This window comes from Streptomyces shinuiensis (assembly GCF_043660855.1).
In the GTDB taxonomy this organism is placed as follows: domain Bacteria; phylum Actinomycetota; class Actinomycetes; order Streptomycetales; family Streptomycetaceae; genus Streptomyces.
Window position 1 is genome coordinate 5,415,376 of sequence record NZ_JBIHML010000001.1, and the last position, 25,607, is coordinate 5,440,982.

22 protein-coding genes and 4 pseudogenes are annotated in these 25,607 nt (G+C 75.5%); 13 read left to right on the forward strand and 13 right to left on the reverse strand.

The genetic code is table 11. The features are described 5' to 3' along the window. Positions 1-16: 16 nt before the first annotated feature. The 4 genes from ACGRHY_RS24575 (at position 17) to ACGRHY_RS24590 (ending at position 3,276) form a co-directional block, all read left to right on the forward strand. A complete protein-coding gene (locus ACGRHY_RS24575; protein WP_394637483.1) occupies positions 17-583 on the forward strand; it encodes a rhodanese-like domain-containing protein in 567 nt (188 codons plus the stop codon). Positions 584-715: 132 nt separating this feature from the next. Then, positions 716-1,768, forward strand: coding sequence for an NAD(P)-dependent alcohol dehydrogenase (locus ACGRHY_RS24580; RefSeq protein ID WP_394638190.1), 1,053 nt, complete (start codon positions 716-718; stop codon positions 1,766-1,768). A gap of 150 nt (positions 1,769-1,918) precedes the next feature. Continuing rightward, entirely contained in the window at positions 1,919-2,584 is a 666-nt protein-coding gene (locus ACGRHY_RS24585) for a helix-turn-helix domain-containing protein (protein ID WP_394637484.1), read from the forward strand. 110 nt (positions 2,585-2,694) lie between these two features. Then, the gene (locus ACGRHY_RS24590) at positions 2,695-3,276 is read left to right on the forward strand and encodes a tyrosine-type recombinase/integrase (protein ID WP_394637485.1); all 582 of its coding nucleotides are present in this window, start codon (positions 2,695-2,697) and stop codon (positions 3,274-3,276) included. 93 nt (positions 3,277-3,369) lie between these two features. Here the strand turns inward: ACGRHY_RS24590 and ACGRHY_RS24595 are convergent, their stop codons facing one another. From ACGRHY_RS24595 to ACGRHY_RS24610, 4 genes are all read right to left on the reverse strand, one after another. Beyond that, positions 3,370-4,257, reverse strand: coding sequence for a cytochrome c biogenesis CcdA family protein (locus ACGRHY_RS24595; RefSeq protein WP_394637486.1), 888 nt, complete (start codon positions 4,255-4,257; stop codon positions 3,370-3,372). Continuing rightward, the gene (locus ACGRHY_RS24600; protein WP_394637487.1) at positions 4,254-4,994 is read right to left on the reverse strand and encodes a DsbA family protein; all 741 of its coding nucleotides are present in this window, start codon (positions 4,992-4,994) and stop codon (positions 4,254-4,256) included. Before ACGRHY_RS24600 ends, ACGRHY_RS24595 begins: the two co-directional genes overlap by 4 nt. Positions 4,995-5,096: 102 nt before the next feature. Further along, the gene (locus ACGRHY_RS24605) at positions 5,097-5,591 is read right to left on the reverse strand and encodes a hypothetical protein (RefSeq protein WP_394637488.1); all 495 of its coding nucleotides are present in this window, start codon (positions 5,589-5,591) and stop codon (positions 5,097-5,099) included. Positions 5,592-5,704: 113 nt separating this feature from the next. Further along, positions 5,705-6,187 (reverse strand): hypothetical protein, encoded by a 483-nt coding sequence (locus tag ACGRHY_RS24610; protein WP_394637489.1) that lies wholly within the window; start codon positions 6,185-6,187, stop codon positions 5,705-5,707. Positions 6,188-6,325: 138 nt separating this feature from the next. On the opposite strand from ACGRHY_RS24610, the gene ACGRHY_RS24615 reads away from it, so the two are divergent. After that, positions 6,326-7,051 (forward strand): class I SAM-dependent methyltransferase, encoded by a 726-nt coding sequence (locus ACGRHY_RS24615; RefSeq protein WP_394637490.1) that lies wholly within the window; start codon positions 6,326-6,328, stop codon positions 7,049-7,051. A 36-nt stretch (positions 7,052-7,087) separates the two neighbouring features. On the opposite strand, the gene ACGRHY_RS24620 is transcribed toward ACGRHY_RS24615, so the two are convergent. After that, the gene (locus ACGRHY_RS24620; protein ID WP_394637491.1) at positions 7,088-7,564 is read right to left on the reverse strand and encodes a VOC family protein; all 477 of its coding nucleotides are present in this window, start codon (positions 7,562-7,564) and stop codon (positions 7,088-7,090) included. A gap of 720 nt (positions 7,565-8,284) precedes the next feature. On the opposite strand from ACGRHY_RS24620, the gene ACGRHY_RS24625 reads away from it, so the two are divergent. Together ACGRHY_RS24625 and ACGRHY_RS24630 are read left to right on the forward strand one after the other, a co-directional pair. Then, positions 8,285-8,740: a tellurite resistance TerB family protein gene (locus ACGRHY_RS24625; RefSeq protein WP_394637492.1), complete on the forward strand. Its 456-nt coding sequence runs from the start codon at positions 8,285-8,287 to the stop codon at positions 8,738-8,740. A 170-nt stretch (positions 8,741-8,910) separates the two neighbouring features. Then, entirely contained in the window at positions 8,911-9,888 is a 978-nt protein-coding gene (locus ACGRHY_RS24630; RefSeq protein WP_394637493.1) for a TIGR03557 family F420-dependent LLM class oxidoreductase, read from the forward strand. 100 nt (positions 9,889-9,988) lie between these two features. On the opposite strand, the gene ACGRHY_RS24635 is transcribed toward ACGRHY_RS24630, so the two are convergent. Then, positions 9,989-11,479, reverse strand: coding sequence for an MFS transporter (locus ACGRHY_RS24635; RefSeq protein ID WP_394637494.1), 1,491 nt, complete (start codon positions 11,477-11,479; stop codon positions 9,989-9,991). Positions 11,480-11,638: 159 nt separating this feature from the next. Between ACGRHY_RS24635 and tnpA the strand changes: the two are divergent. Both tnpA and ACGRHY_RS30285 read left to right on the forward strand, forming a co-directional pair. Continuing rightward, positions 11,639-11,941, forward strand: a pseudogene (gene tnpA / locus ACGRHY_RS30280) (IS200/IS605 family transposase); the annotation flags it as partial. An 18-nt stretch (positions 11,942-11,959) separates the two neighbouring features. Continuing rightward, positions 11,960-12,031 (forward strand): annotated as a pseudogene (locus ACGRHY_RS30285) (hypothetical protein); the annotation flags it as partial. A 265-nt stretch (positions 12,032-12,296) separates the two neighbouring features. Here ACGRHY_RS30285 and ACGRHY_RS24645 read toward each other — a convergent pair. Continuing rightward, on the reverse strand, positions 12,297-12,527 hold the full coding sequence (locus ACGRHY_RS24645) for a hypothetical protein (RefSeq protein WP_394638222.1): 231 nt from the start codon (positions 12,525-12,527) through the stop codon (positions 12,297-12,299). A gap of 177 nt (positions 12,528-12,704) precedes the next feature. Here ACGRHY_RS24645 and ACGRHY_RS24650 point away from each other — a divergent pair, with 177 nt between their 5' ends. Then, the gene (locus tag ACGRHY_RS24650) at positions 12,705-13,445 is read left to right on the forward strand and encodes an SDR family NAD(P)-dependent oxidoreductase (protein WP_394638191.1); all 741 of its coding nucleotides are present in this window, start codon (positions 12,705-12,707) and stop codon (positions 13,443-13,445) included. A 142-nt stretch (positions 13,446-13,587) separates the two neighbouring features. Here the strand turns inward: ACGRHY_RS24650 and ACGRHY_RS24655 are convergent, their stop codons facing one another. The 3 genes from ACGRHY_RS24655 to ACGRHY_RS24665 all read right to left on the reverse strand — a co-directional run bounded on the left by ACGRHY_RS24655 (position 13,588) and on the right by ACGRHY_RS24665 (position 17,719). After that, the gene (locus ACGRHY_RS24655; protein WP_394637495.1) at positions 13,588-13,851 is read right to left on the reverse strand and encodes a Thoeris anti-defense Tad2 family protein; all 264 of its coding nucleotides are present in this window, start codon (positions 13,849-13,851) and stop codon (positions 13,588-13,590) included. Positions 13,852-13,922: 71 nt separating this feature from the next. After that, a complete protein-coding gene (locus ACGRHY_RS24660) occupies positions 13,923-15,578 on the reverse strand; it encodes a DUF4139 domain-containing protein (RefSeq protein ID WP_394637496.1) in 1,656 nt (551 codons plus the stop codon). Then, on the reverse strand, positions 15,575-17,719 hold the full coding sequence (locus ACGRHY_RS24665) for a DUF4139 domain-containing protein (protein ID WP_394637497.1): 2,145 nt from the start codon (positions 17,717-17,719) through the stop codon (positions 15,575-15,577). Before ACGRHY_RS24665 ends, ACGRHY_RS24660 begins: the two co-directional genes overlap by 4 nt. A gap of 387 nt (positions 17,720-18,106) precedes the next feature. Between ACGRHY_RS24665 and ACGRHY_RS24670 the strand changes: the two genes are divergently transcribed. Continuing rightward, positions 18,107-18,988 carry an extensin family protein gene (locus ACGRHY_RS24670; protein ID WP_394637498.1) on the forward strand — a complete coding sequence of 294 codons (882 nt, stop codon included), beginning with the start codon at positions 18,107-18,109 and terminating at the stop codon, positions 18,986-18,988. A 150-nt stretch (positions 18,989-19,138) separates the two neighbouring features. Here ACGRHY_RS24670 and ACGRHY_RS24675 read toward each other — a convergent pair whose 3' ends face one another. Further along, the gene (locus ACGRHY_RS24675) at positions 19,139-22,297 is read right to left on the reverse strand and encodes an AfsR/SARP family transcriptional regulator (RefSeq protein WP_394637499.1); all 3,159 of its coding nucleotides are present in this window, start codon (positions 22,295-22,297) and stop codon (positions 19,139-19,141) included. A gap of 316 nt (positions 22,298-22,613) precedes the next feature. Between ACGRHY_RS24675 and ACGRHY_RS24680 the strand changes: the two are divergent. Continuing rightward, a pseudogene (locus ACGRHY_RS24680) lies at positions 22,614-23,006 on the forward strand (erythromycin esterase family protein); the annotation flags it as partial. Between the two features lie 48 nt (positions 23,007-23,054). Continuing rightward, positions 23,055-23,999: pseudogene (locus ACGRHY_RS24685) on the forward strand (DUF6807 domain-containing protein). Between the two features lie 40 nt (positions 24,000-24,039). Here the strand turns inward: ACGRHY_RS24685 and ACGRHY_RS24690 are convergent. Beyond that, positions 24,040-24,846 (reverse strand): peptidoglycan-binding domain-containing protein, encoded by an 807-nt coding sequence (locus tag ACGRHY_RS24690; protein ID WP_394637500.1) that lies wholly within the window; start codon positions 24,844-24,846, stop codon positions 24,040-24,042. 245 nt (positions 24,847-25,091) lie between these two features. Continuing rightward, entirely contained in the window at positions 25,092-25,535 is a 444-nt protein-coding gene (locus ACGRHY_RS24695; protein ID WP_394637501.1) for a YchJ family protein, read from the reverse strand. Positions 25,536-25,607 lie beyond the last annotated feature (72 nt).

Consider the following 25,607-nt stretch of genomic DNA (forward strand, 5'->3'; position numbering starts at 1 on the left):
AGGAAACATCTCACACATGTCCACCGCCCCCGCACTCACCGTCGAACAGAGCAGCTCCCGCATACACGAGCTGACCGTCGTCGACGTGCGCACCCCCGGCGAGTACGCGTCCGGCCACCTGCCCGGCGCCCACAACATCCCCCTGGACCGCCTCCAGCAGGCACTGCCCGCCCTGCGGACCGCCTCCGCCCACAGGGACCTGCTGGTGGTGTGCGCCTCCGGTGCCCGCTCGGCGACCGCCTGCGCCGTCCTGGCCGAGCACGGCATCACCGCCGCCGCCCTCGAGGGCGGCACCGCCGCCTGGACCGAGCGCGGCCACGACCTGCACCGACCCGCCGGTACCCGTACCGCCTGGGCCATGGAGCGGCAGGTCCGGCTCACCGCCGGCTCCCTGGTCCTGCTGGGCCTGATCGCCGGCCGCCGCAGGCCGGCCGCGCGCCTGATCTCCGCGGGCATCGCCGGCGGCCTGGTCTTCTCCGCCCTCACCGACACCTGCGGCATGGCCCGCGTACTGGCCGGACTGCCCCACAACCGTCCCCGGCCCGCCGATCTGGACGCCACCCTGGCCGCCCTGGCCGGCTGACGCGCGCCCCGCCCCCTCCCCCGTACGTCCCAGCCCCTCGCGGTCCGGTGGTGTCGCACAGGCACTCCACGGGTACCGCGGGGCGGGACGGCTTCGAGGCCGTGTACGAATGGGAGGAAGCGGATGTCCGAGATGACCGCGGTGCGGCTCACCGGCTGGCAGAAACCCCCTGAGGTGACCCGGGTCCCGGTGCCGGAGCCCGGCCCGGGAGAGGTCCTGCTGAAGGTGGCGGGGGCGGGTGTGTGCCACTCCGACCTGCACCTCATGGACTGGCCCGCCGGTGCGCTGCCCTACGACCCGCCCTTCACCCTGGGCCACGAGACCTCCGGCTGGGTGCACACCCTGGGGCCGGGTACGCAGAACACCGGGCTGCGCGAGGAGGACGCGGTGCTGGTCTACGGCCCTTGGGGCTGCGGGGTGTGCCCCGCCTGCGCCCGGGGAGCGGAGAACTACTGCCGCCGGGCCGCCGAACTCCGGGCCGCCGGCGGAGGGCTGGGCCTGGACGGCGGCATGGCCGAGTACATGCTCGTCCCCTCCGCCCGGCTGCTCGTACCGCTGGGCGACCTGGACCCGCGCACCGCCGCCCCGCTGACCGACGCCGCGCTGACGCCCTATCACGCCGTCAAGCGTTCCCTGCACAAGCTGGTGCCGGGAACGGCGGCGGTGGTGATCGGCGTGGGCGGGCTGGGACACATGGCCGTGCAGCTGCTCAAGGCGCTGAGCCCGGTCGACGTCATCGCAGTCGACGTCGCGTCGGACAAGCTCGACCTGGCCGCCGGGGCGGGCGCCGACCACTGCGTGCCCGCCGGAGAGGGGGCCGCGGACAGGATCCGCACGCTGACCGGCGGCCTCGGCGCCACCCTGGTGCTGGACTGCGTCGGTGCCGACGCCACGATGGCCACCGCCGCCGCGTGCGCCGCCGTGGAGGCCGACATCACCGTCGTCGGACTGGCCGGCGGCACTCTGCCCGTCACCTTCGGGGCCGTGCCCTTCGAGGCCACGGTGTCGATCCCGTACTGGGGCGCCCGGCCGGAACTGGCCGAGGTCGTCGCCCTCGCACGCGCCGGACGGATCCGCCCCCACGTGGAGGTGCATCCGCTCGGTGAGGCGGGCGAGGTCTACCAGCGGCTGCGCGACGGCCGGGTCGACGGCCGGGCGGTGCTGGTGCCCACCGCCGAGGTCTGACCCGCCACCCGCTGTCCGCCACTCGCCGTCCGCGAGTGCGCCCCTTCGGCCCCCATGGAGCGGGGCGTGATCGGGTACCCGTGCACGGGTACCCGATCGCCACGGCGGAGCCCGCACCAGGCGCGGGGATCGAGGAAGGAGGTGGTGGCCGTGCCCGACAAGGAGCCCCACGGGCTGCCGGACCCCGGGGACATCGGCCGGCGGGTGGCCCTCCAGCGCGAGCGGCTGGGCCTCACCCGGGAGGAGGCCGCCGTACGGGCCGGTATGGCGCCGGGATATCTGCAGTACCTGGAGGAGCACCCCTCGGCCCCGAGCGGGCCGGGGCTGCTCAGGCTGGCCGCCGCCCTGGAGACCTCGGTGGAGTGGCTGCGCGGCGGCGGCACCGGCACCCCGCCCGGGCGGGGGCGGGCCGCGGGCCGCCCCCGGTACCTCGAACTCGACGAGGAGGAGTGCTGGGCCAGGCTCTCCACGCACGGCGTGGGGCGCATCGCGGTCACCACCGCCGACGGGCCCGCCATCATCCCGGTGAACTACCAGGTCGCGGACGGCGCGATCGCCTTCCGCACCAAACCCGGCTCCGCGCCCTCGGCGGCCGTGGGGCACGAGGCGGCGTTCGAGGTCGACTACGTGGACGACGCCTTCCGGCGCGGCTGGAGCGTCCTGGTCGTGGGCCGTGCCCGGGCCGCCGGCGAGGACGAGGCCCGTCACCTGGCCGACCAGGAGCCCAGCGGGCCCTGGGCCGGAGGAGAGGAACGCGACCTGTGGGTGGTCGTCCGCGCCGAACGCGTCACCGGGCGCCGCATCCACACCGACTGACCGCCGGGGCATGACCGTCCCGCCGGAACGGGGCACAGTCGGCAGAAAATAATGTGCCAAGCATACGATAGCTCCGAAGGATCCGAGCAGGCGCGAACGGGACGGAGACCATGGCGGCCAGGCGTGCGGAAGAGGCGAAGGGGCCTGACAGAGCGGCGCAGGCCCGCTATCCCAGGCCTCCGGTGTCGCTGGAGGAGGCCGAGTGGGTGTGGCGGACCCTGGCGTCCCAGGCCGTGGAGGAAGGCGCGAAGCCGGAGACGGTGCGGCTGGCCGTGGTGACCGGGCTGGCCCGGGCCAGCGGCGCACGCTACGGCGACCTGCTGCGGTGCACGGTGCGGTCGCTGGACCTGGGGGCGGGGTGGGTGGACGTCGAGCACGGCAAGCACCGCGTCCCGCGGCGGCACGGCCTGGACGCGGGCACGGTGCTGGTGCTGCGCCGCTGGACGGAGGTCCGCGCCGACCTGTGCGCCGAGCTGGAGGGGGCGGTCCCGGAGGCGCTGCTGCTGACGGTCCACCACACGCACGACAACGGGGTGACGGTCGCGGCCGGGCTGCCCATCACCCGGCAGGGCCTGGTGCTCTCCTGGCGCCGCTTCGTGTACCGCACCAACGCCGCCCACGCCGGCCGGCGTCCCCCGCTGCCCACCCGCTTCGAGCAGCTCCGCCGGGCCTGGACCACCGCCGGGACCTGACGTGCGGGCCCTCGGCGACCCGGGCCCCCGCCCCCCGGCCGTCGCCGTAGGGGCGCGACCGGGGGAGGGGGCGCCGGGGGAGGGGCGTCCGCCTCAGTCGGTCCGGCCGGTGCTCTCCTGCCTCCGCTCCGCGTCGGCCGCTCCGCCGTCACCGTCGCCGCCTTGCCGGGGGGAGCGCCATGCCCAAAACAGCAGGACGGCGGCCGCCAGGGCGGCGACCCCGGCCAGTACCGCCGCGTCGGGGATGCCGCCGCTCCAGTCCGTCACCCATCGCTGCAGTGCGAACTCCTGGTCGACGTCGAGCGGCGAGGGCAGCGCGGAGGAGCCGTCGAAGACCAGGAAGAGGGCGCCCAGCAGGATGAAGAACAGCCCGGACAGCAGCGAGACGCTGTGCGTCTCCAGCCGCCCGACGCGCAGGGGGCGGCCGCGCAGCCACTTCCTGCGCCCCAGTTCGAACCGGTCCCAGAACAGGGCCAGGACGAACAGGGGCACGGCCATGCCCAGTGCGTAGACGGCCAGCAGGGCGCCGCCGTACCAGGGGCTGCCGCCGACGGCGGCGACGGTCAGGACGCTGCCCAGGATGGGCCCGGCGCAGAAACCCGCCAGCCCGTACACCGCGCCCAGGGCCAGGACCGACAGGGGCGAGGAGGGCCGGACGCCGGCCGCGGCCGTCCGCATCCGGCGCGAGGCGAACCCGAGGCCCAGGATCTGGGCGACGCCGAGTGCGATGACCGTCCAGCCCGCGACGGTGACCAGCAGGTCGCGGTTGCCGTAGAACAGCCGGCCGGCGAAGGAACCCGCGGCGCCCAGGGGTACGAGCGTCAGGCACAGGCCGCCGTAGAAGACCGCACTCCTGCCCAGCAGCCGGGCCGGGCTGTTGAAGGAGTAGGCGAAGAAGGCGGGCAGGAGCAGGGCGCTGCAGGGGCTGAGCAGGGCGAGCAGCCCGCCGGCGAACGCGGCGAGATATCCGATGTCGCTCACTTGCCGTGCGCCTCCGCCGCCTTCTTCGCGTCCTCGACCGCGTCGGTGAAGACCTCGGTCGGCTGGGCGCCCAGGATGGGCCGGTCGTTGACGAGGAAGGCGGGAGTGCTGGTGACCCCCAGTTCGTAACCCTCCCGGGAGTCGCGCTCGATCGCCTTGCCGGCGGCGTCGCTCTCCATGTCGGAGCGGAACTTCCCCAGGTCCTCCACCCCGGCCTCGCCGGCCATCTCCACGAGCTCGTCCTCGGCGAAGTGGCCGCTGTTCGTCTTGCGCTCCTCGCCGAAGGCGAGCTTGTGGAACTCCCAGAACCTGCCCTGCCGGCCGGCGGCGTACCCGGCCCGCGCGGCGTTCTCGGACTCCTCGCCGAAGATCGGGAAGTCGCGCCACTCGATGCGCAGCACGCCGGACTCGACGTACTTCTCGATCAGCTCCGGCTCGGTGTCCCGGGCGAACTTCCCGCAGAACGGGCACTGGAAGTCGGCGTACTCGATCAGCACCACGGGGGCGTCGGGGCTGCCGAGGGCTTTCGGATCGCCGTCGTCGCGACGGGCGAGGGCGAGGAGGTCCTCATCGGGGGGTGCGGTGTCGCCGGGGGTCTCCACCCGGGCCGCGGGCTTCCCGTCGCCGGAGCCCGGGGCTCCGCCCAGGGCCGACACCAGGCCCAGGGCGAGTGCGAGGACGAGAACGGCGACGGTGGCCAGAACGCCGCGCCTGCGGCGTGTGGACGTGCTGGACATGGCGGGCATGGCGGAGCTCCAGGAAGAACGGGGAGGAACGGCGGAGAGCAGAGGGAGGGCGAGGGGAAAGAGGTCTGCCCGGAAGCCCTGCGGGGAAGGCGTTCAGGCCGCGGGGGCCGCGTCCTGTACGGGGGTGCGGCAGGCGATCTCACCGGTCAGCCGCTTCACCGCCGCCACGGCCAGCAGAGCGACCGAGGCGAGGGCGAGGAACGGCTGGACGGGGGCCCAGACACTGAGCGCGCCGGAGGTGCCCAGGGCGATGAGGACGAACTTGTTGCACACCGGGCAGCCCACGGCCAGGAAGGACAGCACACCGCCGACGGAGCCCGAGCGCGATGCCCGGGGGGCGGCGGGGGTCTTGACATAGGTGGCGATGACGACGCCGGCCAGCAGGGCGGTGGCGACGAGCGTCGGGTAGTTCCACCACAGCGTCGGAGTCATCCGGGAGAAGAGCGGATTGGGGATGACGGCGGTGGGGAGGCCGACCAGCAGGGCGGTCAGGGCGGCACCGCCCGCCGCGGCGCCCCAGCGCAGCGGGGTCCACGCCGCGAGGGCGGCGGCGGCCGTGCGCAGAGTGCGCGGGATGGAGGAGAGCATGAAGGAGATCCTGTCCTGTCGTGACGCGGAACCGGGGGCCGGGAGGGCCGTGGGCGGGCCGCGTGTGAACGATGGCGACGGCGGGAGCCGCGGAAGGCGGCCCCGGGACAGGTCTAGATCCTCAGGACGGTGAAGGCGTGCGGGGTGTGCGCGACGGGTCCGGCCCGGCCCGCGGGCGCCCGGGCACCGTGGACGTCGGGGTCCGCGGACACCGGGCGTCCGTGGACCCCGGGGGCCGCCACGGGGTCTCCCGCGCCCGTGGCGGGAACGATCGCCGGTGCGCCCTCGTCGCCGGAGCACGAGGGGGAGTCGCTGTCGCCCGCCATGGGCGCGGTCGCCGCAGCCGCCATGGCCCGGTCGGCGTATGCGGGCACCCCGGAGGCCTGGGTCCCCTCCGCGAGGGGTGGGGGCGCGGCGGAGGCGAGCGCGCGGCCCTGGTGGGCCGAAGAGGCCGGCGCCTGGGCGCAGAGCACCGTCAGCAGGGCCGTGAGGGCCAGGCTCAGGGCGCAGACGGCCCATGGGGAGAGGCCGGGGCGGCGGAAGGCGTACACCGCTTCTGCTCTCCCTTCCCGCAGGGCTCGGTCGGCTTGGAACATGCGGTCCACCGGGTAACCGGGGACACTCGGCAGCGTACAGGACGGTGTCGGCCGTGGATCTTCCCTTCCTCCGCCGGGCGGGTGGGGTGGGAGAGGCCGGAACGCGGACGCCACCCCCGTTTCTATACCCTGGGGGGTATGAATGTCCAGGGGGTGCCGTACGCGGTCGGCACGGGACCGGGGGCGGGGGAGGGGCCGGTGCCGGAGGAAGACGGGGAGCAAAGGAGCGGAGAGACGATGGACAGCCGGGCGTGGGACGAGCGGTACGCGGCCGCCGATCTGGTCTGGGGCGGTGAACCCAACCGCTGGGTGGTCCGCGAGGCCGGGGGGCTCGCCCCCGGCCTCGCACTGGACCTGGCGGCCGGAGAGGGGCGCAACGCCCTGTGGCTGGCCGCCCGTGGATGGCGCGTGACCGCCGTCGACTTCTCCGCCGTCGCCCTCGAACGCGGCGCGCGGCTGGCCGGGAACCTGCCGCCGGAGGCCCGCGAACGCCTCGACTGGGTCCGGGCCGATGTGGCCTCCTACCGCCCCGGTGCCGGTGCCTTCGAACTGGTGCTGGTGATCTACCTGCACCTGCCCGCCGACGAACGCCGCGCCGTGCTGCGGCGCGCGGCGGAGGCCGTGGCTCCCGGGGGCGTGCTGCTGGTCGTCGGGCACGACACCGTGAACCTCACCGAGGGAGTGGGCGGACCGCAGGACGCCGCCGTGCTGTTCACACCCGGCGACGTACTCGACGACCTCGCGGGTTCGGGCCTGGAATCCCGGCGCGCCGAACGCGTGCGCCGCCCGGTGGCCGGCCCCGAGGGCGGACAGGCCCACGCGGTCGACGCCTTGGTACGCATGGAGCGCCCCCGCCCGGCCTGAGCCGCCCCGGTCCGGAACGCGCGGGGGCGTCGGGCGTCACTTCCCGGCGGCCTCCCGCAGGGCCCGGACGTCGATCTTCCCCATGCCGAGCATGGCCTTCACGACCTGCTGGGACACCGCCGGGTCGGGGTGGTTCAGCAGCTCGGGCAGCTCCCGCGGCACGATCTGCCACGACAGGCCGTAGCGGTCCTTCAGCCAGCCGCACCGGCTCTCCTCGCCGCCGTCGGTGAGCCCGGCCCACAGCTCGTCCACCTCCGCCTGGTCGGCGCAGTCCACCGAGAGCGAGACTGCCTCGCTGAAGGCGAACTCCGGGCCGCCGTTGAGCGCGATGAACTCACGCCCCGCGAGTTCGAAGGTGACGGTCATGACCGATCCCGGCTCGCGCGGTCCGGCCTCGCCGTAGTACTGGACATCCGTGATCCGGGAGTCGGGGAAGAGCGAGGTGTAGTACCGGGCGGCCTCCTCGGCCCGGTCGTCGAACCACAGACAGGTCGTGATCTTCTGTTTCTGCATGGCGTGCCCTCCTGGCGTGCGGATACCGGACGCTTTCCGACGGGTGGACCGGGCGGGCCGCCGGAACTCATCGCCGCCCGCCCGGTGAATTCGGGCGGGCGGCGGACCGGGCGAGGAGGGGGCAAGCGGGTGCGGCGGTGGTGCGGCGGCCCGAAGGCCGCCGCACCACCGGTTGCGGGGGAGAGGGGCGGGCGGGAGCCGCCGTGACCGGGGGCCGGGGAGGCGGTGCAGGAACCGAGCCCGGGTGTGCCCCGGCCGCCGTCGGCCATCACCGTGAAGCCGGCGCTGGTTGAGGAGCCGGCGGCCAGGGTGCCGTTCCCGCCGGGCCGGTGGGTGTGCCGTTCGCGGCCCCCGGGCCCGCCGCACGGCGCAAGGCCGCGCCGCGACGAGGGGGAGGGGCGTCGCGGGCGCGGCCGTACCGTGCGCATGCCCGGCGATCCGCCGCTCACACCCGGTCGGCCGTGGAAAAGCGATCCGCGTCCGTCTTCCCCGGACCGGCTCCACCGGACAACTCCCGCAGGCACTGTGACGAGGCATCACCCGGTCGGCGTATCCGTCCCTCCGGCCAGGGGCGATGTCACCGGAGCCGGCGCAGCACTTCTATCCTTCCTCCGGAGCCGGACGGCGCGCGGACGGCCGTGGCTCCGCGCCGCCCCCGCCGGGCGGACGGTCCGGACGGCGCGCGGCCCGGATCCCCCAAGCGACGTACGGAGTGTGCCCATGGCCCTGTGGAACCGCCTCAAGGAATCCGCACAGACGATGCAGGCCCAACTGGAGGACAGGAGGAACGAACTCAGAGGCGGCGCGTTCCGCGACGCGTCCATGGCGATGTGCGCGCTGGTCGCCGCGGCGGACGGCACGGTCGAGCCGGCCGAGCGGCGCCGTGTCGCCTATCTGATCGCCAACAACGAGATACTGAGGAACTTCCCCGCCGACGAGCTGCGAAGCCTCTTCGAGGACCGGCTGGACGCGATCGCCGCCGACCGTGAGCGAGGCAGGGCCGACGCCCTCCAGGAGGTCGCCAGGGTCAGGAGGAAACCGCCGGAGGCCCGCGCCGTCGTCCAGATCGGCATCGTCATCGGCGGCGCCGACGGCCGCTTCGACCTCGCCGAAAGGGCCGTGGTCCGCGAGGTCTGCCAGGCGCTGGACCTGCCCCCGCACGAGTTCGACCTCTGACCCGCGGGCCTCCGGGGCCCCATCACCACGTCACCCTCGCCGTCCTCGCCGTCCTCCCTCGTCCACATGGCCCACCACGCCGTTTCGTATCGCGCGCCGCGGGAACTCACCGCGAGCGGCAACCGAACGGCACCACGTGCGGCGACGTACGGCGAGGGACAGAGGGACAGATGCAGATCGGCTACAAACTGGCGGCGGAGGCGTTCGGGCCCGCCGAACTCGTCCGGCAGGCGGTCCGTGCGGAGCAGGCCGGTTTCGACTTCGTAGAGATCAGCGACCACTACCATCCATGGCTGGACAACCAGGGCCACTCGCCCTTCGCCTGGACGGTCCTGGGCACCATCGCGGCGAGGACCGAGCGCATCGGACTGGCCACCGGCGTGACCTGCCCGACCGTGCGGTACCACCCGGCGATCATCGCCCAGGCCGCCGCGACGCTCGCCCTGCTCTCGGAGGGCCGGTTCGTCCTCGGCGTCGGTGCCGGCGAGCGGCTCAACGAGCACGTCGTCGGACGGGGCTTCCCCGCCGTCACCGCGCGCCACGAGATGCTCCGCGAGGCACTGGAGATCATCCGGCTGCTGTGGCGCGGCGGATACCGGTCCTACGAGGGCAAGCACCTGCACCTGGAGGACGCGCGGATCTTCGACCTCCCCGAGGAGCTTCCGCTGATCGCGGTGGCCGCCAGCGGCCGCCCGTCGGCGCGGATCGCCGCCGAGCTCGGTGACGGGCTGTTCGCCACCGAGGCCAAGCCGGAGATCCTGCGCCGGTACCACGACGCCGGCGGTTCCGGTCCCGCCTACGCCGAGGTGCCCGTGGCCTGGGCGCTCGACGAGCACACCGCGGCCCGGGCCGTCCTGGAGACCACACGGTGGGCCGTGACCGGCTGGAAGGTGATGAGCGAGCTGCCCAACCCGGTCAACTTCGCGGCCGCCACCGCCACCGTCCGCGAGGAGGACATGCTGGCCAACTTCGCCTGCGGTCCGGACCCGGCCAGGTTCGCGGAGATGGCGCAGCGGTACGTGGACGCGGGTTTCGACCGGCTGGTGCTGATGAACGCAGGCCCCGACCCGGACGGCTTTCTGGAGTTCTACAGCGGCGAGCTGGACCAGCGCATCCGCGCACTGTCGCCGCGCCGGGCCGGGTCCTGAGCCGGGTCCTGAACGGCGGGCGCACCTTCCCTCCGCACGGTGAAGGGGCGCTCCGGCTGTGTCGCCGGAGCGCCCCTTTCGACCCGTTCCGGGGCCGAGGTCACTCGCGCTTGCCCGGGGCTGGCGTCACCTGGGCCGACAGCGGCACCGCGATGTCCTCCAGCGCGCGCCGCTCGGCCGGCACCGCCAGGAGGACGGCCACCAGCCCGGCCAGGGTCATCAGGCCGGCGCCGGTCTGGAAGGCGAGCACGGTGTCCGCGACGACGCCGGACTCGGTGAGCCTGGCGAAGATCAGCGGACCGCTGATGCCGCCCGCGGCCGTACCGATGGCATAGAAGAAGGCGATCGCCATCGCCCGCGTCTCCGTCGGGAAGACCTCGCTGACCGTCAGATAGGCCGAACTGGCCCCGGCCGAGGCGAAGAAAAGCACCACGCACCAGCAGGCCGTCAGTGTGGTGGCGCTCAGATGGCCGCCGTCGAACAGCCGGGCGGTCACGAAGAGCAGCAGGCCGGAGAGGATGTAGGTGCCGGAGATCATCACGCGGCGGCCGACGGTGTCGAAGAACCTGCCCAGCAGCAGCGGGCCGAAGAAGTTGCCGACGGCGATGACGGCGAAGTAGTAGCCGGTCGAACCGGTGCCCACGTCGAAGAACGTGGTCAGGATCGCGCCGAAGCCGAAGGTGATGGCGTTGTAGAGGAACGCCTGGCCGATGAAGAGCGACAGCCCCAGCACCGCCCGCCTGCGGTAGTGGGAGAAGACCGTGCGGGCGATCGTCCCGAAGCCGATGCCGCGGCGCGTGTGGATGGTGATCTCACCGGCAGGCGGCGGCAGTTCGGTGCCCTTCTCGGCGCGGATGCCCTCCTCGACCCCGCTCACCAGCTTCTCGGCCCTGTCGCCCTGCCCGTGGATGAACTGCCACCGCGGGCTCTCGGGCACATGGCGGCGCACCAGCAGGATGGCCAGACCGAAGACGACGCCCAGGGCGAAGGTCAGCCGCCAGCCGACGTCGGGGGCGAAGACGTCGGTGTCCAGCATCACGATGGACAGCAGCGAGCCGCCCACCGCGCCCAGCCAGAAGCTGCCGTTGATGACCAGGTCGATGCGGCCGCGGTACTTGGAGGGGATCAGCTCGTCGATCGCGGAGTTGATGGCCGCGTACTCGCCGCCGATGCCGAAGCCCGTCATGAAGCGGCAGGCGAAGAACCACCAGCTGGAGAAGGACAGCGCGGTCAGCGCGGTGGCGCCCAGATAGACGGCCAGTGTGATGACGAAGAGCTTCTTGCGGCCGTAACGGTCGGTCAGCCAGCCGAAGAACAGTGCCCCCGAACAGGCGCCGGCCACGTACAGGGCCGCGGCGACGCCGGTCACCTCGGTGGAGGTGATGGGCAGTCCGCTGCCCTCCTCCGCCAGCCGCCCGGCGATGTTGCCGACGACCGTGACCTCCAGGCCGTCGAGGATCCACACCGTGCCCAGCCCGATCACGATCATCCAGTGCCAGCGCGACCACGGCAGGCGGTCGAGCCGGGCCGGTACGGACGTCGTGACCGTGCCCGTACCGGCCGACGATTCCACGGGACTGCCAGTCGCCATCAATCCTCCTGGTAAGGGAACCGCCGGCTTCGGCCGGCGGGGGGATTGCTTCTTCGAACCGCTCTGACCTCAGCGGTGTGCGCGGGTCCGCACTGTTCCCTCGGCCACGGCGCGCCGCTCCCGTTGGACGGGCACCGCACGCATGGTCGACGTGTGACCCTGACCAGCAGGGTTCGCCGGTTCTCCGGCGGCGTGTACGACCCCGGGCTCCACGTCGTGTGGTGCCCGAAGTACCGCCGCCCGGTCCTGGAGGGCCGGGTCGCGGCACGCCTGGACGAACTGGTCCGCCAAAAAGCGGACGAACGGGGGTGGGGCGTCGTGGCGCTCGACGTCATGCCCGATCACGTGCACCTGTTCGTCCAGCACGACCCGAAGTCCTCGGCCTCGTATGTGGCGAACCGGTTCAAGGGCTTCACCTCCCGGGTGCCGCGCACGGAGTTCCCGCACCTGAGGCCACGGCTGGACCCCCGCAACACCTCGATCACGTGTCCGCCGCGCCTCGGCGGCTGCGGGCACGTCACGAAGGAGAACCGCGTCACCCGGGCGGCGTTCCGGTGCACGGCGTGCGGCTTCACCGCCGACGCGGACCGCGCCGGCGCGGCGGACATCCTCGGCAGGGCCGGGCCGGCCTTCTGCGGCGTGGCCCAGCCACCGGCGCGGGAAGCCCGCACGGTCACGCGCGGGCGGAGTCACCACCACTCCCTCCGGTGCCGGGCCGAGGGGATGCGCCCCGGCGCGCTCCTCACGGTTTCCCTGCGGCGGGTGGCCCACACGCAGCCGTACGGGGGGCGCACGGGGAGGGCCGGGCTGCGCGGCCTCAGCCGTCGAGCAGGGCGGCCGGCCGGATCCGCTCGCGCCGCCCGGTGTACTCGGCGTCGCGCCGCCACGACTCCCCGTGGCCCTCGTCCACGGCTGGACGCCGCGTGCGGCCCGGTCCCGCAGGAAGCCGCGCACGGCGCGGGTACGGCACACCGGCAGGGGCACCAGGCGGCGGCTCGTCCTCGCCCAGCCCGCAGGCGCCGAAGAAGTCCTGCGCGGCGCGTTCCACGCCGCCCGGTCTCACCCGCCCGCGCACCCGGATTAGGGTGTGGGCGCCCGACGGCCCGACGGCCACACCCGCGACCCACCGAGGAGCCCCGCCGTGCAGTACCCCGACAGATCCGAGGCACCCGCCGCCGGTGAGACACCCGCCGGCGGGACCGGATTCCCCGGCAGCGGCCGGCGCGTGCTGGTCAGCGGCGCGTCCCGGGGGCTGGGCCGGGCGGTGGCGCGGGCGTTCGCCGCCAACGGGGACACGGTGGCCGTGCACCACGGCAGCCGCCGGCGCGACGCCGAGGACACCTTGGCCTCCCTGTCCGGTGACGGCCACGTCCTGCTCGGCGCGGACCTGGCCGACCCGCGGCAGACCGCGGACCTCGCGGACGCGGCGGCCCGGGCACTGGGCGGCCTGGACGTCCTGGTGAACAACGCGGCCGTCAACACCCCGCACCCGCCCGCGGCAACGGACTACGACGACTGGTGCGCGGCCTGGCGGCGGCATGTGGACGTCAACCTGCTCGGCACGGCGAACCTCAGCCACGCCGCCGCCCGCCACATGATCGGCCAGGGCACCGGCGGACGGATCGTCAACATCGGCTCGCGCGGGGCGTTCCGCGGCGAACCCGACCACCCCGCCTACGGCGCCACCAAGGCGGCCGTCCACGCGCTGGGCCAGTCCCTGGCCGTCGCCCTCGCCCCGTACGGCGTCGCGGTCACCTCGGTGGCGCCGGGCTTCATCGACACCGAGCGCGTCACCCACCGGCTGACCGGCCCCGAGGGGGACGCCGTACGCGCGCAGAGCCCGTACGGGCGGGTGGCCTCGCCCGGAGAGGTGGCCGCGGCGGTGCTGTGGCTGGCGTCCCCGCAGGCACAGTGGAGCGCGGGCGCCGTGCTGGACCTGAACGGGGCCTCCTACCTGCGGACCTGAGCGGGGCCGGCCCGTCCGCCCGGACGGGTGGAGCCGGCCGGGCGGCCCGGTCCGGTCGGGCGGCGCCCGCCTTCCACGGCAGGTCCGTCCACCGGCCGCCGCCCCCGGTGCGGCGGCGCGGCCGCTCAGCCCCGCCGCCGGCTCAGCCCCCGCCGGCCTCCTCCGGCGCCTCGACGTCGTACCAGTCGTCGGCCAGCAGTCCGGCGTGCGAGGGCTGCACCCCGGTCTGCACGGTGCCGTCGGCGGTGACGAACCGCAGATGGGCGGCGAGCGGCCGGCTCCGCCCGTCGGGGCAGAGGCAGACCGACTCCGGTTCCAGATAGACGTACTTGCCCGGCTGGATCCAGCTGCGGCGCGCCATGCGGCGGCCGTCCCTCAGAAGTTCCAGGGCTGCGGAGAAGTCCATGCGGCGAACGTAGCGGACCACCGGGAGGGTCTTGAGAACCGCATGCCGGATGCGGTAGGGAAGGCCGCCCTTCAGAGCCCCACGACGCCGTCGGCGGCCGTGAGTTCGTACTCCAGCGTGATCTCGCGCCTCTCGCCCGGAGCCAGGCGGAGCGTGTAGCGCACCATGCCCTCCGCGTCGACGGCCTCGTCGGGCTCCGGCACGCACGCCCCCCTGCGCAGCCGCACCTCGACGGCGGAGACCTCCGAGACCGGGATGCGCTCGCGGACCACCACGACCGCCGTCTCCCCCCGCGGGGAGGAGTCCAGCCGGGAGACGAACAGCCGCACCGTACGCGTGATCACCGTGCGGTGGTTGACGCCGGCCAGGCCCGCGGTGCCGCGGCTCTCCTCGATATGGCGCACCACCCGGTGGGTGTCCTCGCTGCCGAAGGCCAGCGAGACCTCCTCGCCCCGCCCGGTGAAAGGCAGTTCGCCGCGCCCGGTGAACCCGCCGCCGCGCACCAGGTCCACCGGCCCGGCCAGCAGCACGTGCCCGGCCGCGTTGGCCGTCCGGGCCACCCTGGTCACCAGCGGCGACAGTTCGGGGGCGCACTCCAGCCCGGTGCGGCACGGCGCGGTGAACGCCGACAGGCGCACCCGGTGGGGGAGCCCGTCACAGGCCACGTCGACGGGCGCCGCTGCGGTCATCACCCGCACCTCGCCGCCGTCCGACAGCCCGGGAAGCTCCGCGTCCGCCCCGGCGGGACCGTCCGCGGGCGACCCGTCCCCGACCGTGTGCACCTCCTCCTCGCGCAGATCCACCTCCACCGTGCGCCGCTCCCCGGCCGAGCGCTCCCGCAGCACCAGTTCGTCCTCGTGCAGCGACGGGGGGCCGGCGGCGAGGGTGGGCCTGGCGGTGGACAGCGACAGCCGCACCCCCTTCCAGTCCTCGCCGGTGCGCTGCCACACCACCGCGTCGGTCTCCAGGCGCACCGACCGCTCGTCCCCGGCCAGCGCCGCCCGGTACGCGGGCCGCCACAGGGCACAGGGCACCAGATGGGTCAGGCGCAGCAGGGCGGGCCCGGCGCGGTCGGCCTCGACGACCACCTCGACGGCGGCCGTCAGCTCCCCCGGCTCCTCCTCGGTGCGCCGCAGAGCCCGGCGTGCGTCCTCCAGTTCCCCCTCCGCACGGAGCAGCCGGCGCCGCAGCGCGTGCAGCTCCCCGGTGCGCGCCTCGTCCTCCTCGTCGACCCGCTCCAGACGGTCCGCCCAGCGCTCCGGGTCGGCCGCGCCGGCCCCGGCGCCCTCGGTGATGTCGCGGTACAGGTCCGCCCCGGCCTGGGCGACGACCGCGAGGCGGCTCTCCAGCCGCTGCCGCAGCCACCGGGCGCCGCGCAGTTCCTCCTCCAGGTCGTGGACCCTGCGGCGCAGCTCCGACGCGTCGTCGCCGGGGCGCCCGGGGCGCGGGGGCGCGTACGTGCGCACCACGCGGGCGTCGACGACCCGGACGCCGCCCGCGCCGCCGTCCCCGGCCGTTACCTCCGCGCGCAGAGAGTGGTCCACGACCAGCGGCGTCACCGGGCCGACGAGCAGCCGCTGCGCGCCCGCGGCCAGTTCGGCACTCCCGTGCCGCTCGACCTGGGCGCGGTCCTCCATGCACGTCACGGCGGTGACCGGCAGGGGGACCGGTTCCCGGCCGGAGGCCGGCGCGCCGTGGCCGGCCGTGTCCCGCGGTGCTTCCGTCATGGTGTGGACCAGCCCCTCCGGTCTCCGCCGACCAGTGCCTTCCCCGCAGGGATCCGCACCTCGTACCCGCCCCTGAGGGCGGTGGTCCGGCCCGGCTCCAGCTCCACCCGCCAGATCCGTGCCCCGCGCACATGGCGGCCGTCGCCGCCGTCCGGGTCGTCGAGCGGCCCGCCGGGAGCCGTCCAGGGCGGCTCGGCCGGGCGCTCCTCGATCCGCACCTCCTTGTCGGTGCTGACGGGCACGCGTTCGCGCACCTCCACCGTGATCCGGTGCCCGAGGCGGTTGGCGAGCTCGACCTCGACGGTGTGGTCGAGCACCGTGGTCCCGCCGCGCAGCCCGGCGGCGGACTCGCGCAGACGCGTACGCCGCGCCGCCTTCACGCTCTCGACGGCACCGATCCCGACCCTGCGGCGCTCTCCGGGCGCGAGGGTGGGCAGAGGCGCGGTGAGGACGAAGCCGCCGTCCACGACGACATCGGCCGGCCCGGCCGGCAGCGGGTGGCGCGAGGCGTTGGTCAGCAGCACCGTGCCGTACACGGTCGGGTCCACCGACGGCACGCACACGTACTCCGGCACCGTCTCCACCGGGATCTCGCGGACGGGGACGGTGTGCCACGCCCCGTCCGCGGCCACGTCCACCGGGGCGGCCGTGTCGTAGCGGTGGTGGAAGGAGCCGGCGGACCACCGTACGCCGACCGCGTGGGAGGGCCGCGCCAGCCGTGCCACGGACTCGGCCCGCCGCCGGTGCTCGGCGACGGCCGTGCCCCGCCCTTCCGGCGCGGGCCGCAGCCTGCCGCGCCGGCCGGGCTCGTCCGGGCCGGCCAGCGTCAGGCCCGCGTAGTCGAGCATGCCCTCGGCCGGGCCCGGCGGCTGGGGGACGGACGCAGCCCCGGGGGCGGCCGGGGCGAGCGGCGCGGAGGCCGCGGCCGGGGCGCCGTACGCGGCGAACCCGCGGCCCGCCTCACGGCGCGTCCGGCTCGTGTCCGCCTCCGCCGCGGCGCCCGGTGCCGGAGCCGCCCCGGCCAGGAGCGGCGGGGCCGCGGAGGCGGCGGGCGGCATCCCGCCGGGCCGGGCCGGGGCGGGCCCCGGTGGCGGCCCGGGCGGGACGGCCGCGTCGTACCCGGCGAACAACTCATCCAGCCCGGGCGGGGGTTCGCGCCACCCCCGCGCGGCGGGCTCCTCCTGGCGCCGCCCGATTCGCAGCGACCGCAGCCGGGGGACGTCCGCGGGCCGCAGCAGGTCGGCGGTGGACAGGCCCAGCCGTACGCCCGTCCAGTCCTCGCCGGTGCGCTGGGCCACGCAGGCCCGCAGGACCAGCGTCCCGCCGGAGGCGTAGTCCGTGCCGTCCAGCCGCAACTGGTACACCGGCGACCAGGTGGCCCCGGGCACGTGGTACTCGACCTCCAACTCCGCCTCGGCGGGCCCCTGTTCTTCCCCGCCGCCGCTGTGCGGCGCGCCGTCTCCGGCCCGCTCCAGCGTCAGGACGGCGGCGGCCGACTCGCCCGCCCGCCCGGCGGGCAGCGCGCTGGAGGCCGTCTCCAGACGGTGGACGAGCACACCGACATCGTGCTCGGCGCCGCTCAGTTCGGCCTCCACCGCCCGCAGCCGCTCATGGAGCAGCGCCAGCCGGCCGTCCACGAAGTTCGCCAGCGCCAGCAGGGACTCCACCGGAGCCCAGCGGGGCGGGTCACCGCGGCGGGGCTGCGGCGGCACGGCCCGCAGCTCGGCCACCCTCCCGATCTCCGCGGTGAGCCGGTCGTGCCGCTCGCGCAGCCGGTCCAGCCGGTTCTCGGCCTCCTCCAGCTCCAGGCGCAGCGCGGGGAGTTCGCGGTCATGCCGGGGAGCGGCGGCCCGTACCGGCCGTGCGTCGGTCACCCGCAGCCCGGACGGGCCGGAGACGACCCGGCCGCGCAGCGAGTGGTCGTCCAGGGCGATCGGCAGCCCCTCCACCCGGACGCGCACGGCCGTGTCCGGGGCCGCCGGGAGACCGGGCGGCAGGGCGCAGCGGGCGCGCCGGAGGCACACGGCCCCGACGGTGTGCACCACCACGGACTCCAGGACCGACTCCAGTACGGCTTCCGGTGCCGACTCCGCGTCAGGCCCCGTCCACGCGCCGCCGTCCGCGACCGCCTCGCCCGCCATACCGCCCCCTCGCGACCCTCGCCCTACCGGTGACCGCACCATAGCCGCTGGACGGGGCGGCGCAGGAGGCGTTGCGGCGGATCCGGGACGTTCTCCCGCACCTGCCTCCACCGCTCCCCGCCGCCCCCACTCGTCTTCTGCCGCAGTGCCGTGGCCGCGGCGGGGCGAGTGAGACGGAAATGAGACCGGCAGTAGGCGTGCCGCGGACCATCACGGGGACCGGCGGCCCCCCACCCCCTTCCGTGTCCTTCCCGGCCCCGCGCTCCGCCGCCCTTCCGGGACAGCGGGCACGTCCGGAGCCGGTCCCGGCCGGAGGCCGGGGCTTCGTGCCCCTCCCGCCACCGGGCGCCCGGAACAGGACCGACGAGTACAGCAGAGGAGCACACCATGCAGGAACCAGTGGACAGACCCGCCTCCGAGCACACCGCCGAGCCGTCCGCCCCCGCCGACCTCTTCCCGCGCATCGACCGGCGGCTGTTCCTCGGCGGGGTCGGCGCGGCGGCCACGGCGCTCGCGGTCGGTTCGGCGGGCGCGGCGGCGCAGGCCGCCGAGGGCCCGGCGACGGCCGCGCTGCCCCGGGAGATGCAGGCGCCCTCGGTCCTGGCGATGAGGACGTTCAGCAGGATCGACGGCACCCCCGTCTACTACTGGCGCGGCGACCGGGGCAACAACACCCTGCGCAACTGGCAGTGCACCGAGGCGTTCTACGACCGGCTGGTGCTGTGGATACGCGATCTGCGCAGCCTCTCCGCCGACGGCGGCTTCGGCAAGGTCGACTTCCTGGTGTCCGCCGGGTTCTACGTCAACCGGAGCGGCCAGCACGGCGCCGGCACCGCGATGGACCTGGACATGGTGCGCTGGGCCGGCGGCAGGCGCTGCTCGCCGCTCGACCGCCACCACGCCGAGGGCCGCACCCTGCGCCGCCGCTACCTGGCGGTGGACGCGGTGTGCCGCAGGCGGTTCCGCTACGTCCTCGACGGCTGGTACAACTCCGCCCACCACGACCACATCCACGCCGACTTCGGCGGCCTGCCCACGACGTGCGAGAAGGGCTCCCGGAGCGACACCGTGTTCGTCCAGGCCATGTGCAACAACTTCATGGGCGCCGGTCTGGCCGTGGACGGCATCTGGGGTCCGAACACCCAGACCTGGTTCAACCGCGCGAAGAACCGGCTCGGTATCAGCGGGGATCCGCACTCCGAGGTCGCCGCATGGCGGAACATGCTGGCGCGCATGGCCCGGCACGGCTTCAGCGACACGGCGATCTGAGCCGTACGGCGACCAGGACCGTGTGCTGGTCCGAACCGAACCGAACCGTACGGCGGTTCGGCCGGCGGCCCGGGCGGCTGGGACACCGCCCGGGCCGCCGCGTGCCCGCCCGCCCGGCCGGCCCGCGCCCGGGTCCTGTGCCGGAATGACTCATTCCGCGGTAGGCAGCAGCCCCCGTACGTGCGGGGGGAGACGCAGACAGGCCGGCGGCAGGCCGTACCGGTCGAGTGCGTTCCGGAAGGCCGCCGCGTGCCCGTCGGCCGCCGGCGGCTCCCCGGCCAGCACGAGTGCCGCGCTCAGCCGGGCCTCGGTACGGGCGATCTCGACGGGCGCCCGCATCCCGCGGTACAGCGACAGCGCCTCGCGCAGCGCCCCGCACGCCTCCTGCGCCCGCCCGGCCCCGATCTCGGCGTCCCCCAGGCTCCGCAGCGCCTGTGCGGTGCCCGACGCCTCGCGGTGCGCCCGCAGAACCTCCAGGGCGGAGGCCAGCGCGGAGCGTGCGCGCGGCCAGTCGTGCCGCAGGACGGCGACCAGGGCGCGCACCCGCTCCACATGGGCCGCACCGACCTCGTCGCCGATCCCGGCGGCGATGCGCCCGGCCTCCGTCAGCAGATCCAGGGCCTCCGGCCCGTCCCCGCGGTCGGCGACGGCCTCCGCGCAGCGCAGGAGCATCACCACCCGGGTGCGGTCGGCCGCACGGTGCCGCTCCAGGGCCCGCCGGTAGTGGTCCACGGCCCCGGTGGCGTCGCCCAGGTCGGCGAGGGTGTTGGCGAGCCCGGTCAGGGAGTACACCCGGGCGCGGTCGGACAGGCCGAGCCGCTCGCACTCGCGCACCGAGCGCACGTAGTGCTCGGCGGCCTCCGGCAGCCGCCCCCTCAGCGCGGTCGCCTTGGCCACCTGCCAGGTCGCGTCCGCGACGATCTCCGGATCGCCCAGACCGAGGGCGGCGGCCAGGGCGCGCTCGGCGGTCCGGAGGAGTTCGTCGTAGCGGTCCTGCTGGTACAGCGCCCAGCACAGCGCGAAGTACAGTCTGCAGAGCCTGCGGTCGCCGGCCGAGACGTCGTTCCAGCAGCCGATCGCGGTGCGGATGACATCCTCGCGCTCCTTCTCGTAGAAGCGCAGCAGCAGATGGCCGTTGATCTGGAGGGCCAGGTCGCAGGCCAGCTCCGGACGGTGCAGCCGGGCGGCCAGGGAGACGGCGGAGACCAGGTTCGCCTGCTCGGCGGAGAACCAGTCGGCGGGCCGTCTCAGCGCGGCCTCCGCCGCGTCGGCCGGCAACTCGCCCGCGTCCTCGACGGGGTCGAGGGCGCCGCCGTGGCCCAGTCGCCCCGCCGCCCGGGAGGCCAGTGCCGCCCAGGTCCGCAGCACCCGCAGGACGGCGGCGTCGCGTTCGTCGGGGGAGTCCTCGGCCAGGGCCCGTTCGGCGGCGAAGTCATGGACGAGGACGTGGAGCTGGAAGCGCGGCTGACCCGACCGGTCCGCCCCGACGGCTTCCAGCAGGTGGCGCTCGACCAGCTGGTCGGTGAGCCGGTCGGCCGCGCCGCCCGGCCACCCGGCCAGCGCGCCGAGGACCCAGCCGGGCACGCTGCGCGCGTCCAGCAGCCCCAGCCTGCGCAGGGCGGTACGCAGCTCGGGGGCGAGGGACCGGTATCCGAGGGCGATGCCGGCACGTACGTCCAGATCACCGACGGCGAGCTGGTCCAGCCGCCGCCGGTGCCGCGCCAGACGGTCGCGGAAGCCGCCGATCGTCCAGTCGGGCCGGGCCGCCAGCCGGGCGCCCGCGATACACAGGGCCAGTGGCAGGTGGCCGCACAACTGCGCCACCTCCGCGGTGGCGGTGGGTTCGGCCGCGGTGCGCCCGGCGCCCACCAGACGGGCCAGGAGAAGGACGGCGTCCCGGGGGGCGAGGGTGGACACGGTGAACGCACGGGCGCCGGCGAGGGCTGCCAGGCGCCGGCGGGAGGTGGCCAGTACGGCGCAGTCGGCGGTGCCGGGCAGCAGCGGACGCAGTTGGGCTTCGTCGCGTACATCGTCCAGCACGAGGAGCACCCGGCGCCCGGCGAGCCGGCTGCGCAGCTCGGCGGTCCGCTCCTCGGGGTCGGCGGGGATGTCCTGGCCGTCCGCGCCCAAGCCGCGCAGAAGCCGGGCGGCCGTGTCGTACGGGTCGGCGGGCGTCTCCCGGGAGCCGCGCAGATCGGCGTGGAGCTGGCCGCCGGGGAACTCGCCCGCCAGCGCGTGCCCGGCGTGCAGGGCGGCCGCGGTCTTCCCCGCGCCGCCCGGTCCGGTCAGCACCACCACGGGCACGGCTACCCCGCCGCCGCGCAGGGCCGCCCGTACGCCGCTCAGCAGCCGGTCGCGCCCGTACAGGTTTCCCGTCACCGCGGGCAGCTGGCGGGGGACCGGCGAGGGCTGTGCGGGCGGCGCGGACCGCGACGCCGCCGTTCCCGCCGCTGTCCCCGGTGCCGCACTCGCCGGGGTGTCCGCCGGCTCCCCCGGCTTCCCGGACCGTCCCCGCCGGACGGCCCCCGCGCCGCCCGTACCGTCCGTTCCGTCCTGCGCGCCGAACGCCGCTCCCCGGAGGATCCGCCGGTGCAGCTCGCGCAACTGCGCCCCCGGCGCGACGCCCAGGTCGTCGCCCAGCCTGCGGTACGCCTCGCGGTAGCAGGCCAGCGCGTCCGCGCGCCGTCCTTGCCCCGCGAGCGCGAGCATCCGTCTTCGGTACAGGTCCTCGCGGTGGGGCTGCCGGACGAGGAGCGGATCGACCTCCTCGAGCACCCGTTCGTACTCGCCCAGGGCCAGCCGCGCGTCCAGCAGGGCCTCCACGGTCCGCCACCGCTCCTCCTCCAGCCCCTGGCGCGCGGCTGGGACGAAGGGCTCCGAGCAGCCGCTGAGCGCCGTGCCGCGCCAGCAGCCGAGGGCGGCGGAGAGCAGCTCCGCCGCCCGGCCGAACCGGCCCGCCTCCGCTTCGCCACGGCCCCGGGAGACGTGGTCGCGGAAGACGGCGAGGTCGATGGTGTGTGCTCCGGACCTGAGCAGATAGCCGCCGTCGGTGGTCACCAGAGCCTCGCGCTCCGCGCCGCCCGCGTCCGCCCGCAGCCGCCGCCGCAACCCGCTGACCAGGTTGTACACCTGGGCGCGGGCACTGCCGGGAGGCTCCTCCCACAGCAGGTCGACGATGCGGTCGTGGGGGAGCACGTATCCGGTGTTGAGTACGAGAAGCGCCAGCAGGGACCTCTCGCGGCCCGCGCGCGGGCCCAGCCGTGCGCCGTCGTGCCGTATCTCCACCGGCCCCAGGATTCCCAACTGCACTCGCACGAGCCCCTTCCGCGTACCGGACGGCCGCGGTCGGCCGCCGAGACCGGTGGGCCATACCTTCCCCGGCGGTCATGGCATGTACACGAAAGCGAGGTGTCGGCTCGTCGGGGCCCGGGAACACCCGTGCCGGACCGTGCGCCGGGCCTTCCCCGGACCGGCCGGCCTCCGGCCGGCGGAGTCTCATCCGCGTTCGCGCAGGGTGCACCTCCGGTTCGGCGGCCCGGAGGGTCCGCCGGTCGTCGAGGAGCCGGGCGTGACTCTCGTCGACGCGGCGAACGCCACCTCGCCCGCGCCCCCGTTCACCGCCCGTGTGATCGCCCTGGCCGACCGTGGCCCGGCGCTCGTCCACGCCCGCAACTCCCCTCTCCGGCGGAACAGGAGCACGATGCGGATGGGCGGGGACGCCACTGGGGTGGTGGAGTGCCGGCGCGCTGGTGGGTGCCCGGCTCGGCCGGGCGTACGCCCTCGTGGCCGCGGCCCCGGGCGCGATCCGGCGCCGGGGCGTGGACACCCGCCGCCAAACACCCTCGAAGGGCTCCTGTACGCGCTGCCCCGGTACCGCTGCCTCGTCGATGCCCGGCGGCCGGCCGCCGCCCTCGGCGACGCCCCTCCCGTGCCCCGCACATCGCCCTGGTTCGGCCACGCCCCGCTCGCCCCGGCCCACCTGGCCGGCGGCGACGGCGCCGTCTTCGGCAAGGACATGAGGCCACCCCGACTGGGCGCCGGGCGCCCCTGCGCAGGAGGCGACCCGATGAGCGCGCCGCTGACCGTCACCCACACCCACGGTGAGCGGATCTCCGTCGCCTGCGGCGGAGTGGAGCTGATGGCTTATGTGCACCGGCCCGACCCGGACGCCTTCGAGTCCCGCAAACCGTACGCCCACCCGCTGCGCACCCTGGCCGGCCGCACCGTCACCGGTCACCGGCCCAGCGATCACCGCTGGCACAAGGGGCTGCAGATGACCGCCAGCCATCTGTCCGGGCGGAACTTCCGGGGCGGCGATTCCTGCGTCCACGGCCGCGGTTACCCGCCGCTGCGCGACAGGGTGGGGTGGATGCGGCACGACGGCTTCGACGCGGTGGAGGTCCTCGGCCCGGAGGGGGACCGGGTGCGCACGGCCGAACGGCTGACGTGGATCGAGAACGGCGGGCGGGAGCGGGCCCGCGAGACGCACACCGTCGAGGTGCACTCCGCCGAGCCCGAGGAAGGCGCCTGGGCGCTGGACTGGTCGGTCCACCTCACCAACATCCGCGCCGAGCCGCTGGTGTTCGGATCCCCGACCACCGCCGGACGCGAGATGGCCGGCTGCACGGGTCTCCACTGGCGCGGGCCGCGCGACTTCACCGGCGGCGACGTCCTCGGCCCCGGCGGCCGGGGCGGGAAGGGGTAGGCCGGCGCCGCGGCCATGATGGGTACCCGGGCCTCCTGGCTGGCCTTCACCGCCGAACGCGACGCGGCGGACGCGCACAGCACCCTGGTCTTCGCCCACGCGCCCGGGAACGCCGACGCGATCCACGCCTCCCACTGGTTCGTGCGCTCCGAGCCGACCCCGGTGGTGGCCTTCTCCTGGGCCTTCTTCGAGGAGTTCGAGCTGCCGCCGGGCGAGAGCTTCGCCTACCGCTACCGCGTGGTCGTCGCGGACGGCGCGTGGGACGGCGACCGGGTGGAGTCCTGGCTCAGGGCGCACGGGCGGTGAGCGAGTGGCGCGTCCGCGAGACGGCGCGCCGGTGCGTCCGTCAGGTGCGCGACTCCAGGTCGCGCCGGGTGTCGTCGCCGTACACGCCCTCCTCGTCGCCCCGGACGCCGTACCACTGCTGATAGCGGGCCACGGCCTCGGTGACCTCGGCGTCGTAGCGGCCGTCGACCTCGCCGCCGGGGTAGATGCCCTGGATCTGCCGCAGCCGCCGCTGGAGTTCCTCCACCTCCGGACCGCTGTCGCCCTCCCGCAGCATGCCGGGGACGGGGCGCCGAGACTGCTGGGAGGCGGGGTTGGGCGGCGGCGTGGCGGACGCCGACGGTGTGCGGACAGGCCGTGCGGGCCCGGACGGCGTCCCGTCCGGGGCGGACGGGACGGACGGGGACGCGGAGGGAGCGGACGGCCCGGGGGCCGGCGCGCCGGACGCGGAGGGCGGGCCGTCCGCCGCGGAGACCGTCCGCTGCGGAGAGGGCGGCGGGCCGCCGGACAGCGGTGGGCGGGGGTCGGTGGGCGTCAGGACACCGGAGGCCACCAGCAGGGTCGCCAGAGCGGAGCCGATCGCGCCGGTGGTCAGGACCAGGGCGGTGGTGCGCGGGCCGCGGCGCCCTGTCAGGAAGCCCGTGCGCGGCTCGGGGGGTGCGACGGAGCAGGCCGGACCGTCCGGGCCGCCCCGGTGGGAGCCGCCGGCCTCCGCGTCCCGGATCCCGGCCGTGTCGCCGCCCCCGGCCGCGCCGCCACCGGACCGCTGTGGTGCGCCTTGCGCCGGACGGTCCCACGGGCCCAGGGACCGCGGCTCCCCGGCAGCCGGACGGCGCGACCGCGGCCTCGGGTCGGGACCCAACGCCATCTCCCCCTCCTGTTCCTCCTCCGCGCCCGCACGGCGGGGCGCGGAGGGGACCGCCGTGCGGGCGCGCGAACGCCTTGCGGCGGACGCGCACTCCACCGCGCCGCAGAGTACGCGATCGCTCACGGATGGTCCCCGGAGGGGACCTTACTCGGTCGCGGCCGCGCCGGAGCCGGTCGTGCGCGGGCGGCACACGGCTTCTTCACGTCTCCTCACGCCCCGGGACGTCCTCGGACGGGAGGAGGCGGTCAGGGGGCGCCGGAGGCGTCGAGGTAGACCCATGCGCCGGCGTGGCGGACGAAGCGGCTGTGCTCCTCCATGACCCCCTCGCGCCCCCGCTCGGTGAAGTGGGCGCGGAAGGAGACGGTCCCCTCGGTGTGGAAGGGGCTGCCGCCGGCGGAGCCGAGGATCTCCAGACGCCGCCACCGGGTACGCGGGTCCGGCTCCAGCCGCTCCGGCGCGGTGCCCGGATGCCAGGTCCGCAGCAGATACGCCCGGTCGCGGACGGCGAAGGCGCTGTAGCGGGAACGCATCAGGGCCTCGGCGGTGGGGGCGGCGGCCGGCCCCCGGTGGAACCGGCCGCAGCAGCCGGCGTAGGAGGAGGGCAGCCCGCACGGGCAGGGCGCGCCGGGGGAGAGGGCGGGGGAGGCGGATGGAGCCTTCTGGCGCGGACGGGATCGGCGTCGGGACATGCCTCAATGGTGACCGCCGCGCCGGCTCCGGCGCGCTCGGGGGCGCCGGTGCGGGGTACGCCGGGCCGGTCC